This is a genomic window from Actinomadura sp. GTD37 (assembly GCF_041951365.1).
Taxonomy (GTDB): Bacteria; Actinomycetota; Actinomycetes; order Streptosporangiales; family Streptosporangiaceae; genus Spirillospora.
Window position 1 is genome coordinate 286,292 of the sequence record NZ_JBGNUS010000008.1, and the last position, 12,008, is coordinate 298,299.

A 12,008-nucleotide genomic window follows, 5' to 3' on the forward strand; every position below is an offset into this window, starting at 1 on the left:
TAACGGATAACCGTAACGACGCGGAAGGAGCCCGATAATGGCGACGGTCAAGAGCCCGCTCACCGACGAGGCCATGAAGGCGGTGGGGGAGGCCCTGCAGGGCTCTCTCGTCGATCTGATCGACCTGTCCCTCGTGGCCAAGCAGGCGCACTGGAACCTGACCGGGCGCAACTTCAAGGTCGTGCACGAGCACCTCGACGAGGTCGTCGCGCTCGCCCGCGGCGGCCAGGACGATGTGGCCGAGCGCGCCGTGGCGATCGGCGTGAACCCCGACGGCCGTGCCCGCACGGTCGCCGACCGGACCACGCTGCCCCAGCTGGAGGCCGGCTACCTGGACGACGACAAGGTCGTCGCCGCGGTGACCGACGTCCTGGCGCAGATCATCGGCCGGTTCCGGGAGCGGATCGCCGCGACCGACGAGCCGGACCCGGTGACCCAGGACCTGCTCATCTCCATCACCGCCGAGTTGGAGAAGCAGCACTGGATGTTCCAGGCCCAGACCTGACCGGCCGGGCGCCGGCAGCCGTGACGGCGGCCCGCCCGACCCGAGCGCGAAGCCCCGGCCCCGCCGATCACGGCGGGGCCGGGGCTTTTCACGTCCCGACCCGCATTTCACGTCCCGGCCTGCGGCCGGGCCCGGAGATGGTCCAGGACGGTGTCGGCGAACTCGATCGCGAGGGGGCTGAGGGCGTCCCAGCGGCGCGCGGCCCAGCCGGCGGCGAGCGGCGGCAGGTCCGGGACGGGGACCAGCCGGACGTCTCCCGTGCCGCGCCCCCAGCCGGGAAGCGCGGGAAGGATCGCGTGGCCCAGCCCCAGTTCGGCCAGCAGGAGCGCGGTGTCCCAGTCGGCGACGCTCGTCGTGGACGCCAGCCGCACCCCGTGCCGTTCGAGGTGCGTCTCCAGGTGGACGCGGGACGTGGAGTGCGCCGGCAGTTCGATGTACCGGATGCCCGGCAGGTCGTCCAGCGTGACGGACGAGCGGCCCGCGAGGGGGTCATCCGCGCGGGCGGCGAGCATCCACGGCAGCTCGTAGGACGCGCGCTGCTCCACGCCGTCGAGCGGCGGCCCGATCGTCACCCAGGCCAGGTCCGCGGTGTGCGAGCGGACGGCCTCCAGGCAGCGGCGGCTGGAGCCCGCGGTCTCGAACTGGAGGGCCGCCTCGGGATGCCGGTCCCGGAACGCGGCCACGCCCGCCGCCATGAAGTGCCGGACGGTCGTCGCGCCGGTCGCGACCCGGACGGTGCCGCCGACGCCGCGGCGCAGATCGTCGAGGTGGCGCAGCGCCGCGTCCAGCCCCGCGATGCCCTCCGTCGCCGCCCGGTGCAGGACGCGCCCGGCCCGCGTCGGCACCACGCCGCGCGGGCGCCGCTCCAGCAGGACCAGGCCGGTCTCCCGCTCCAGCCGCTTGACGTGCTGGCTGACGGCCGACTGGCTGCACGACAGGTCCCGCGCCACGGCGCTGAGGTTGCCCACCGAGCAGACGGCGACGAACACGCGGAGATCGTCCAGGGTCATGCCGCCCAAGCTAGAGCTAAGCGATCAATAAGAATACCCGAGAATTGACTTGGAACGATCGCAGGCCGAAGATCGTGGCACGGGCGCAGGATCCGGCGACCCGATCAGGCGGCGACCCGCCCGGGCGGCCTCGGGGGGCCGGGGCGGGCGCCGACCGTCCGCTATGCGGGCGCGGGCTGGCAGCGCGGGCACCAGAACGTGGCGCGCTCGGCCTGCGCGGCGCGCTCGATCCGCGTCCCGCAGCGCCGGCAGGGGCGCCCCGCCCGCCCGTACACCCAGTGCTCCCGGCCGCGCCCGAGGTCGCCGGTGGTGATGTGGCCGTGCCGTTCCTTGTTGGCGTCCAGCAGCCGGTGAGAGAGCTCCACGAGCGCCGGGACGTCGGGGACGTCCTCGACGGGGGCCCACGGGTTCACGCCTCTCAGGAACAGGACCTCGGCCTTGTAGACGTTGCCGATGCCCGCGAGCCTCGTCTGGTCGAGCAGCGCCTCCCCGATCGGCCGTCCGGGCCGCTCGGCCAGCCGCGCCGCGGCCACGGCCGCCGTCTCCGCGTCCCAGGACGGGTCGAGGAGGTCGGGCCCGAGGTGACCGACGGCGCCGTCCTCCTCGGCGGTGCGCAGCAGCTCGACCAGGCCGAGCGAATACCCCACCGCCTGCCACTGCGCGTTCGCCAGCACGAGCCGGACCCGGTGGTCGCGCGGCGCCGGCCCCGCCCGGCGGATCTGCCAGCGCCCCTCCATCAGCAGGTGCGTGTGCACGGTGAGCCCGCCCTCGACCCGCGTGAGGAGGTGCTTGCCGCGCGACACGGAGTCCAGGACCGTCCGCCCGCGCAGGTCGGCTGCGGCGAACCGGGGGACGCGGAAGTCCGAGCGCGTCAGCACTCGCCCGGCGAGCGCCTCGCGCAACCGCCGGGCGGTCAGCCAGACCACGTCCCCTTCAGGCATGGCTCAGATGTAGGAGGGGCTCTCCCAGGCGGACGGGTCCTCGGTCAGCTTCTGGACGGGGGCGGGCAGCTTCCCGGCCGCGATGTGCGCGAGCGTGACCTGCTCCAGGATGGACCGCTCGCTGGCGCGCAGCGCGATCCACACCTCCTGGAGGGAATGCGCGGGCCCCTGGTACCCGACGTGCTCGGGACGCTCGCCCCGGACGCCGAGCAGCGGCCCGTCGATGGCGCGGATGATGTCGGCGAGGGATATCCGCTCGGCCGGCCGGGCCAGCCAGTAGCCGCCCTCGGGGCCCCGCTGGCTCCGGACGAGGCCGGACCGGCGCAGCTGGCCGAGGATGTTCTCCAGGAATTTGGGCGGGATCTGCTGGGCCTCCGCGAGCTGCACCGCGGTCACCGGGTGACTCCCGGCGACCGCGAGCTCGGCGGCGGCACGCAACGCGTAGTCGACCCTGGCGGACAATCGCATGGACGTATTATCCCTTGCCGATCGGACCGGTCGGGCACTGCCCGGGGCGGAGCGCGGTGCGGTGGACGCGGCGCGCCCGCCGGGACCGGGCTCCTGCCCGGCGGGCGCGCCGCGGGTCTAGCCGGCCGGGGCCGCGGAGCCGGTCAGCCCGAGCAGTTCGGCGGCGGCCTGGGCGTTGGCGGCGGCGGCGCCGTAGGTGGCCAGGTAGACGGCCGATCCGGGACGCCAGACGGGCAGCCCCATCTCCACGACGACGGTGTCGGGACGGGCGGTCAGCAGGGCCGCGGCGAGGGCCCGCTGGCCGGCGTGCCGGTGCGCGTCGCGCAGCACGACGACCAGGCCGCGGCCCTTGGCACGGTCCAGGATCCGGTCCGCCGCGCCGTCCTCGTCCCCGGCCCGGACGGCATCGGGCGCCCACGGGTGCAGCCCCCACGGGGTCGGGCCGGCCGCGATGTTGCCGGCCGACTCCGTCTCGACGACCAGGGGCGGGCCGCCGGTCCAACCTGGGAGCGCTCCCGTGACCCGCACGGCGCGGCGCGCGGCCTCCAGCCCGGCGGCGCGGTCCGCGGCGGCGGCGCCGGGCCCGCCGAGCCACTCCTTCAGCCGCGCGGTGCGCTCCGCCGCGTCCAGCAGCCGGCCCGGCGACAGCCGCCCGGTCCGCACCGCCTCGTCGATCGCGGCAAGCGTCGCCTCGACGGTCTCGGCGTGCTCGCGGGGGCCGAGGCACAGCAGGTCGGCGCCCGCGACGAGGGCCCGCACGGACGCCTCCGGGATGCCGATCGCGCCGCTCGCGCCCTCCATGTCGAGCGCGTCGGTGACGACCACGCCCTGGTAGCCGAGGTGCTCGCGGAGCAGCCCGGTGATCGCGGCGTGCGACAGCGTGGCCGGCGCGCCCCGGGTGATCGAGGGCAGGTTGAGGTGCCCGGTCATCACCGCGCGGGCGCCGGCGGCGATCGCGGCGCGGAAGGGCACCAGCTCGCGGCGGTCCAGCAGCTCCAGGTCGGCGTCGACGAGCGGGATCGACAGGTGCGAGTCGTCCACCGTCGCGCCGTGGCCGGGGAAGTGCTTCGCGCAGGCCGCGACGCCGGCCTCCTGCGTCCCGGTGACGGACGCGGCGGCGTGCCGGGCGACGAGCTCGGGATCGGACCCGAACGAGCGGGTCCCGATGACGGGGTTGTCGTCGGCGGTGTTGACGTCCACCGACGGCGCGAAGTTGAAGTTGACGCCGACCTCGGCAAGCTCGGCGCCCATGGAGCGGTAGATGCGGCGGGTCAGCTCCGGGTCGTCCACGGCGCCGAGCGCGGCGTTGCCCGGGTAGGGGCTGCCGGTCGCGTGCCCGCCGAGCCGGGTGACGTCGCCGCCCTCCTCGTCGATCGTGACGAACGGGTCGCCCGCCTTGCGCATCTGCGCGGTGAGCGCCGCGAGCGACTCGGGGCTCGGCACGTTGCCGGTGAGGGCGAACAGCGTGACGCCGGCGAGGCCGGCCTCCAGCTCGTCCAGCAGCCAGCGCGGCGCGGTCGCCCCGGGGAACGACGGGAGCAGCGTGCCGCGGGCCAGCCGGGCGATCTCCGCCGTGGTCGCGATGTCGTCGGTCGTCACCCCTTCACCGCCCCGGCGGTGAGGCCGGACACCATGCGGCGCTGGACGATCAGGAAGAAGGCGATGACGGGAATGGTGAGCAGCGTGGACGCTGCCATGATGGGCCCCCAGGCGTTGCCGCTGCGGCCGAAGAAGAACTGCAGCATGATCGGCAGGGTGTACTTGTCCTGGTCTTCCAGGAACGTGTAGGCGAAGATGAACTCGTTCCAGGCGGTGATGAAGGAGAAGATGCTGGTCGCGACGAGTCCGGGCGCGACGAGCGGGAGCATGACCGTGAAGAACGTCCGGACGGGCCCGGCGCCGTCGATGGCGGCGGCCTCCTCCAGCTCGCGCGGCACCGCGGCGACGAAGCCGCGCAGCATCCAGATCGCGAACGGGACCGCGAAGCCGATGTAGACGAGCGAGAGGCCCGCCAGGCTGTTGAGCAGGTCGAGCTGCTTCAGGTCGAGGAACAGCGGGATGACGAGCGCCTCCAGCGGCACCATCTGCACGATCAGCAGCATGACCAGGAACGTGGTGCGGAACCGGAAGCGGAACCGGGCGACGGCGGTCGCGGCCAGCAGCGCGAGCAGGCCCGACGCCACGACGGTGACGAGGGCGAGGATCGCGCTGTTCGCGAAGTACTCCCAGAAGGAGACCTCGGCGATGCCGCCGTTCAGCACCAGGTCGAAGTGCTCCAGCGTCGGGTGCGCCGGCAGCGGCTTCGGCGTCGTGCTGAAGATCTCGGTGTTCGGCTTGAACGCGGTGGACGCCATCCAGAAGACGGGGAAGACCGCGACGAGGAAGACGAGCAGCCCCGTCCCGTTCAGCATCATCTTGCGCGGCATGCGCTTCGTCACGAGGGGACGGCGCAGCGCGCCGTCCGGCCGCCGCGCGGTGGTGGGCCTCATCGCGTCTCCCCCTGTCGGACCATGACCCGCACGTACAGGGCGGTGACGATGAGCAGGATGAACGTGAGCACGAGCGCGATGGCCGAGCCCATGCCGAGCTTCGGATTGAGCGAGCCGAACGCCTCGGAGTAGGCGTAGAGCGACAGGTTGAACGCGTCGCGGTTCGCCAGCCCGGACATGATGAACAGCTGCGTGAAGACCTTGAAGTCCCAGATGATCGACATGACGAGCAGCACCATGAAGATCGGCTTGAGGATCGGGTAGGTGATGCTCCAGAACGTCCGCCACGGGCCCGACCCGTCCACCCGGGCCGCCTCGTACAGCTCGCCGGGGACGCTCTTGAGGCCGGCCAGCACGGACACGGCGACGAACGGGCACGCCTGCCACACCACGCACACGGTCAGCACGGTGTAGGTGGACAGCGGGGTGGCGAACCAGTTGTAGTCGAGCCAGCCGCCGCCGACGAGGAAGTCGGGCAGCAGGTCCAGGGACCAGTTGACCAGGCCGCCGGTGGTGCCGAACAGCCAGCTGAAGATGATCGCCGCGGTGACCGGCGGGGTCGCCCAGGCGACCATCACGCCGCCGGCGACGAAGCTCGACATCCGCTTGCCGAGCTTGTGGAGCAGCATCCCCACCAGCGTTCCGATGAGCAGGGTCAGGCTCACCGCGACGACCGCGAACAGCACGGTGTGCCGGAGGGTCTGCCAGAAGAACGGGTCGTTGAGGATCTTGTCGAAGTTCTCGGTCCCCACCTGCTCGGCGGGCTCGCCGCGCAGCTGGCGGTTGCCGACCTTCTGGAACGACATGATCCCGATCTGGATCATCGGCCAGAACATCAGGACGGCGATCACGAGCACGGTCGGCGCGATCAGCAGGTAGGGCCCGAGGCGGGGTCGGCGGCGGGGCCGCGCCCGGCCGGAGGACCTCCGGCCGGGCGTCCCCCGCACCGCGGGTGCGGTGTCGAGCATGGACGTTCCGATCAGCCTGGACTAGGGGTTCAGCAGGGTGTTGGCCTGCTCGTTCGCCTTCTTCATCTCCTCGTCGGCGTTCTTGCCCTGCATGATCGCCTTGACCGTGTTCGGCAGCACCTTCTTGGCCTGCTCGAACTCGGCCCAGCCGGGGCCGATCGGCGGGAACTTGGTGTTGCCGGCGATCGAGGTGAAGATCTCCAGCTTCGGGTCGGAGAACTTCACGTCCGACCGCATGGACGAGAAGCCGCTGTAGTCGGCCCACGCCTTGGCGTTCTCGGCGTTGTTCAGGACCGTGACGTAGTCGAACGCCGCCGCCTTGGCCTTGCTGTCCTTCCAGACGGCGAGGTCGGAGCCGCCCGCCATGACCGGGGCGTTGCCGCCGGCCTTGCTCGGGATCGGGAAGACGCCCCACTTGCCGGCGTTCTTCTCGGAGACCTTCTTCATCTCCTTCAGCGCCCAGCTGCCGTCGAAGTACATGCCGAGCTTGCCGAGCGCGAAGTCGCGCTGCGGGCCCTCCAGTTCGTTCTTGCCGATGTACTTCTCGGGCGCGACCTTCTCGGTGCCGACGAGGCCGGCGTAGTACTTCACGGCCTCGACGGCGGCGGGCTGGTCGAGCTGCCCCTTCCAGCCGCCGCCGCCGTCGTCGACGGCCACCGTGCCGTTGTTGCCCCAGATGAAGCTGAGCAGGGCGTTGGTCTGGTCGCTCGGGATGCCGATGCCGGGCACCTTCTTGGCGTCCTGCACCTTCTTCGCCGCGGCGCTCAGCTCCGCCCAGGTCTTCGGCGCCTGGATGCCGAGCTCCTGGAACCAGTCGGTGCGGTACCAGACGCCGCGGACGCCGCCGTACCACGGCACCGCGTAGGTCTTGCCTCCGGCGGTGTCGTTCTCAAGGGCGGTCTTGTTGAGGGTCTTGCCGTCCGCCCAGCCCTTGAACTCGCCGGAGATGTCGGCGAGGCTGCCCTGCTCGATGTGGGACTGGACGTCGGTGTTGCCGAGTTCGGTGACGTCGGGGCCCTCGCCGCCCGCCGCCGCCTTCTGGAACGTGGTGGCGACCTGCGGCCACGGGACGTACTTGATCTGGACGTCGGTGCCCGGGTGCTTCTGCTTGAACTCCGTCTCGACGTCGTCGAGGAACTTGGTCTGCTCGGGCGTTCCGTCGCCCATCATCCAGACCTTGAGCTGCGCCGGGTCCTTGCCCGCGCCGGCTTTGTCGTCCTTGCCGTCGCCGTCGCCGCCGCAGGCCGTGGCGGCCAGGGCGATCGCGGCCGCCGCGGCCGCAATCTTGATGTACTTCACTGGGGGATCCTTTCCGGCATCGCCTCGCGCGGCCTTGTGGCCTGCGGTGCGAGGGAGACGGCCCGGACCCTTTAGGGTCCTGGCCATGCCCTCCTCGCGTTCGCAACGCTCGCGGGCGCCCTGCTCGCCAGTCCGCGCTCTGCGCGCGCCCCCGGCCCGGGGTACCGGACCGGTCGGCGCTTGGGCGTAAACTAACAAGAAACTTTCCTAAACAAAACTGCTCGTTAGCGGATTGAGACATCGAGGGGACCGGCATGGCCAGACGCCCGGGAACGCCGAGGCTGCTGCGTGAGCTGAACGACCGTGCGGCGCTGGACCTGCTCGTCGAGCGGGGCCCGCTGACCCGCGCGCAGATCGGCGAGCACACCGGGCTATCGAAGGTAACCGCCTCGCAGCTGCTGTCGAGACTCGAGGAGCGCGGACTGGTCTCCGTCGTCGGCGAGCAGGCGGGCGGGCGGGGGCCCAACGCCGCCCTGTACGCCGTCGTCCCGTCGAGCGCCTACGTCGCCGGGCTGGAGGTCGGGCCGGACGGCGTCACCGCGGGCGTCGCCGACATCACCGGGCACGTCGCCGCACAGGTCACCGTCGACCCGAACGGCACGGACGACGCGGTGAAGACGGTGCACGACGCCGTCGTCAAGGCCTGCCGCTCCGCCAAGGTCGCGGTGTCGAAGCTGAGCGCCTTCGTCATCGGGACGCCCGGCGTCGTCGACCCGCGCTCCGGCGACGTCCAGTTCGCCTTCGACCTGCCGTCCTGGCACGAGGGCGTCCTCGCCGCGCTGCGGACCGACCTGCGCCGGCCCGTGACCATCGAGAACGACGTCAACCTCGCCGCCATCGCCGAGCGGGCCTACGGCTCCGCGCGGGACGCCGACGACTTCGCGCTGATGTGGTTCGACCGCGGCATGGGCCTCTCGGTCATGCTCGGCGGGCGGCTGCACCGCGGCCGGTGGGGCGGCGCCGGGGAGATCGGCTACCTGCCGGTCCCCGGCGCGCCGCTGCCGCTCGGCGCCGCCCGGCGCGGGCCGCAGGAGGCGCAGGGCGTCACCGAGTCGACGACCTGGGGCATCCCGACCCTCGCCGGCGGCTACGGGGCCCTGGTCGGCGCGGACGCCGTCCGGGCCCTCGCCCACGAGCACGGGATCGCCGAGGCCACCGCGTTCGACTGCGTCAGCGCGGCCGCCGCCGACGAGGACCGCGGCGGGCCGTTCCTGGACGCGTTCGCCACCCGCATCTCCTACGGCGTGACCTCGGTCAACATCGTCCTGGACCCGGGTCTCGTCGTGCTGTCGGGCAGCCTCGGCCGGGCCGGCGGACGGCCCCTCGCCGCCCGGATCGAGCGGATCGTCGGCCGGATCAGCCCCACCCGCCCCACCGTGGCCGTGACCGAGGTGGAGGGCAACCCCGTGCTGCGCGGCGCCCTCCACGCCGCGCTGCAGAAGGCCCGCGACGACGTGTTCTCGGCGGACGGGGCCTCGTAGCAGGCGTCTCGCGGGGGCGTCGCGAAAGGGAAGCGCCCCCGGCCGGACGGCCGGGGGCGCTTCTCCGCTGCGGCTACCCGCCTGTGCGGCTACTTGGCCGCCACCGCGACCGCGGCCTCCTTGCGGCGCCGCGGATCGTTCAGCGCGCGGTCGATGACGGTCTGGTTGATGATCTGGCGCTTGCGCCGGAGCGCGGCGGCCTTCCGTGCCGTAGGTGTCATGGTCGAACCCCGTTCCGCGGTGACGCTTTCCCCTGGTCACCGCAAACCCCGTAATGCACCCATGCTCTCAGGGGAGAGGGGGGCGGGGTATCCATCCGAGGAATGAATTCGAGGTCAGACCAACAGACTAGGACGCCCTGGTCTCGGCCGCGGTCCCCCTGGGATCATGGAGGGGAACGCCGTCCCGTACCCGCCCGTTGGGGGAACCGTGAGCGAAGAACCGAAGGGCCGCCATGGCGCTGCGTGACCGGCTGCGGCGGCTCGTCCAGAAGCCGGGCAGCGTCGACCTCGCGCCCTTCCGCGCCGTGGTGGACGAGGCGGGCAGGCGCGAGTCCCGCGTCCGGGAGCTGTCCGGCGCCGAGCTGACCGCCGCCGCGTCCGCCCTGCGCGAGGCGGAGGACCTCGCCGAGCTGTGCGCCCTCGGCCGGGAGGCCGCGCGCCGCGCGCTCGGCGAGCGGCCGTTCGACGTCCAGCTGATCGGGACGCTGGCGCTGCTGTCCGGGCACGTCGCCGAGATGGCGACCGGCGAGGGCAAGACCCTCTCCGGGGCCCTGGCCGCCGCCGGGTACGCGCTGCGCGGCCGCCGCGTCCACGTGATGTCGGTCAACGACTACCTGGCGCGCCGCGACGCCGAGTGGATGGGCCCGCTGTACGCGCTGCTGGGCGTCTCGGCCGGCTGGGTCGGGCAGTCGTCCACGCCCGCCGAGCGGCGGGCCGCGTATCGCGCCGACGTCACGTACGCGCCGGTCAGCGAGGTCGGGTTCGACCTCCTCCGGGACCGGCTCGTCACGGACGCCGGCGATGCCGTGCAGCCCCCGCCGTCCGTCGCGCTGATCGACGAGGCCGACTCCGTGCTGGTGGACGAGGCCATGGTGCCGCTCGTCCTCGCCGGCGCCGCCGACCTCGACGCCGCCGACCCCCGGTTCGCCGACCTCGTCCGGCGGCTGCGGCCCGGGCTGCACTACTCGACCGACGACGAGGCGCGGAACGTCCAGCTCACGCCCGCCGGGACGCGCGAGGTGGAGCGCGTCCTCGGCCTCGACCTCTACGCCCCGGAGAACCTCCGCACGCTCACCGCCGTGAACGTGGCCCTGCACGCCGAGGCCCTGCTGCACCGCGACGTCGACTACATCGTCCGGGACGGCGCCGTGAAACTGATCAGCGAGTCCCGCGGCCGGGTCGCGCTGCTGCAGCGCTGGCCGGACGGCCTGCAGGCCGCGGTCGAGGCGAAGGAGGCCCTGGAGGCGTCCCCGAGCGGCGAGATCCTCGACTCGATCACCGTCCAGGAGCTGATCGGGCGCTACCCCGTCCGGTGCGGCATGACCGGCACCGCGATGGCCGTGTCCGGCCAGCTCACCGAGTTCTACGCGCTGCAGATCGCGGTGGTCCCGCCCAACCGGCCCCGCGTCCGCGACGACCGGCCCGACCGCCTCTACGCGACCGCCCCCGACAAGGAGGTCGCGATCGTCGAGGAGATCGCCGCCGCGCACGCCGCGGGCCGCCCGGTGCTGGTCGGCACCGGGGACGTCGCCGAGTCCGAGCGCCTCGCCCGCAGCCTCGCCCGCGCCGGGCTCGACCGGGTCGTCCTCAACGCCAAGAACGACGCGGAGGAGGCCGCGATCATCGCCGAGGCCGGCGCGTACGGCGCGATCACGGTCTCCACCCAGATGGCCGGCCGCGGCACCGACATCCGGCTCGGCGGCAGCCCGCCCACCGCGCCCGGCACCGCCCCCGCCGACACGCCCGGCTCCGACCGCGACCGCGTCGCGGCGGCCGGCGGCCTGCTGGTCATCGGGACTGGCCGCTACCACAGCAGCCGCCTGGACGACCAGCTCCGCGGACGCTCCGGACGCCAGGGCGACCCCGGCGCCTCCGTCTTCTTCACGAGCCTCCAGGACGACCTCGTGACCCGCTACGCGCCCGACGAGAACGTCAAGGCGCCCTCCGACGACGACGGACTCATCACCGACAAGGGCGCGCAGTGGCTCGTCGGCCACGCCCAGCGCGTCGCCGAGGGCGTCGACCTCGAACTGCACCGCAACACCTGGCGCTACAACCACCTGATCGGGCTCCAGCGCCGCGAACTGCTCGCCGAGCGCGACGCCGTCCTGACCGGCGACGCCGCCGACCGGGCCATGGCCTCGTCCGCCCCCGGCAGGCACGCCGAGCTGACCAAGACCGCCGGTGCGGACGCGGTGGCCGCCGCCGCGCGCCAGATCGTCCTCTACCAGCTCGACCGCTGCTGGGCCGAGCACCTCGCCTACCTCGCCGACCTGCGCGAGGGCATCCACCTGCGGTCGCTCGGCCGGGGCCTCGACCCGCTGGTCGAGTTCAACCGGGAGGCCGTCCCGGCGGGCAAACGGCTCCTCCCGGACGCCCGGAAACGCTCCGTGGAGGCGTTCGAGGCCCTCACCGCCACCGAGGACGGCATCGACCTCGACGCCGCCGGCCTGAAACGCCCCTCCGCGACCTGGACCTACCTCGTCCACGACAACCCCTTCGGCTCCCTGGACGAACGCGCCATGCGCGGCCTGATCAGCATGTTCAAACGCCGCTGACCCCCGCGCGGGAACCGCGGGAGCACCACCCCGTCCACGGCGCGGGCCCCGCACGGCGCCGCCCACAC

At 73.1% G+C, this 12,008-nt stretch carries 11 protein-coding genes; 3 read left to right on the top strand and 8 right to left on the bottom strand.

Translation table 11 applies throughout. From position 1 onward, the window contains the following. Positions 1-37 precede the first annotated feature (37 nt). The gene (locus ACA511_RS33470; protein WP_375028687.1) at positions 38-505 is read left to right on the top strand and encodes a Dps family protein; all 468 of its coding nucleotides are present in this window, start codon (positions 38-40) and stop codon (positions 503-505) included. A 107-nt stretch (positions 506-612) separates the two neighbouring features. Here the strand turns inward: ACA511_RS33470 and ACA511_RS33475 are convergent, their stop codons facing one another. The 7 genes from ACA511_RS33475 to ACA511_RS33505 all read right to left on the bottom strand — a co-directional run bounded on the left by ACA511_RS33475 (position 613) and on the right by ACA511_RS33505 (position 7,680). Next, the gene (locus ACA511_RS33475) at positions 613-1,515 is read right to left on the bottom strand and encodes a LysR substrate-binding domain-containing protein (RefSeq protein WP_375028688.1); all 903 of its coding nucleotides are present in this window, start codon (positions 1,513-1,515) and stop codon (positions 613-615) included. Positions 1,516-1,676: 161 nt separating this feature from the next. Further along, positions 1,677-2,456, bottom strand: a complete 780-nt coding sequence (locus tag ACA511_RS33480) for a DNA-formamidopyrimidine glycosylase family protein (RefSeq protein ID WP_375028689.1) — start codon at positions 2,454-2,456, stop codon at positions 1,677-1,679. A 3-nt stretch (positions 2,457-2,459) separates the two neighbouring features. Next, complete coding sequence (locus ACA511_RS33485; protein WP_375028690.1) at positions 2,460-2,924, bottom strand: RrF2 family transcriptional regulator; 465 nt, start codon at positions 2,922-2,924, stop codon at positions 2,460-2,462. Between the two features lie 117 nt (positions 2,925-3,041). Then, positions 3,042-4,523 carry a glycoside hydrolase family 3 protein gene (locus ACA511_RS33490; RefSeq protein WP_375028691.1) on the bottom strand — a complete coding sequence of 494 codons (1,482 nt, stop codon included), beginning with the start codon at positions 4,521-4,523 and terminating at the stop codon, positions 3,042-3,044. Next, the gene (locus ACA511_RS33495; RefSeq protein WP_375028692.1) at positions 4,520-5,413 is read right to left on the bottom strand and encodes a carbohydrate ABC transporter permease; all 894 of its coding nucleotides are present in this window, start codon (positions 5,411-5,413) and stop codon (positions 4,520-4,522) included. Before ACA511_RS33495 ends, ACA511_RS33490 begins: the two co-directional genes overlap by 4 nt. Further along, positions 5,410-6,381, bottom strand: a complete 972-nt coding sequence (locus tag ACA511_RS33500) for a carbohydrate ABC transporter permease (RefSeq protein ID WP_375028693.1) — start codon at positions 6,379-6,381, stop codon at positions 5,410-5,412. Before ACA511_RS33500 ends, ACA511_RS33495 begins: the two co-directional genes overlap by 4 nt. A 21-nt stretch (positions 6,382-6,402) precedes the next feature. After that, positions 6,403-7,680: an extracellular solute-binding protein gene (locus tag ACA511_RS33505; protein WP_375028694.1), complete on the bottom strand. Its 1,278-nt coding sequence runs from the start codon at positions 7,678-7,680 to the stop codon at positions 6,403-6,405. Positions 7,681-7,934: 254 nt separating this feature from the next. Here ACA511_RS33505 and ACA511_RS33510 point away from each other — a divergent pair, with 254 nt between their 5' ends. Beyond that, positions 7,935-9,161, top strand: a complete 1,227-nt coding sequence (locus tag ACA511_RS33510; protein ID WP_375028695.1) for an ROK family protein — start codon at positions 7,935-7,937, stop codon at positions 9,159-9,161. 89 nt (positions 9,162-9,250) lie between these two features. Here the strand turns inward: ACA511_RS33510 and ACA511_RS33515 are convergent, their stop codons facing one another. Continuing rightward, positions 9,251-9,382, bottom strand: coding sequence for a hypothetical protein (locus tag ACA511_RS33515; protein WP_375028696.1), 132 nt, complete (start codon positions 9,380-9,382; stop codon positions 9,251-9,253). Positions 9,383-9,615: 233 nt separating this feature from the next. Between ACA511_RS33515 and secA2 the strand changes: the two genes are divergently transcribed. Beyond that, a complete protein-coding gene (gene secA2 / locus ACA511_RS33520; RefSeq protein ID WP_375028697.1) occupies positions 9,616-11,940 on the top strand; it encodes an accessory Sec system translocase SecA2 in 2,325 nt (774 codons plus the stop codon). Positions 11,941-12,008 lie beyond the last annotated feature (68 nt).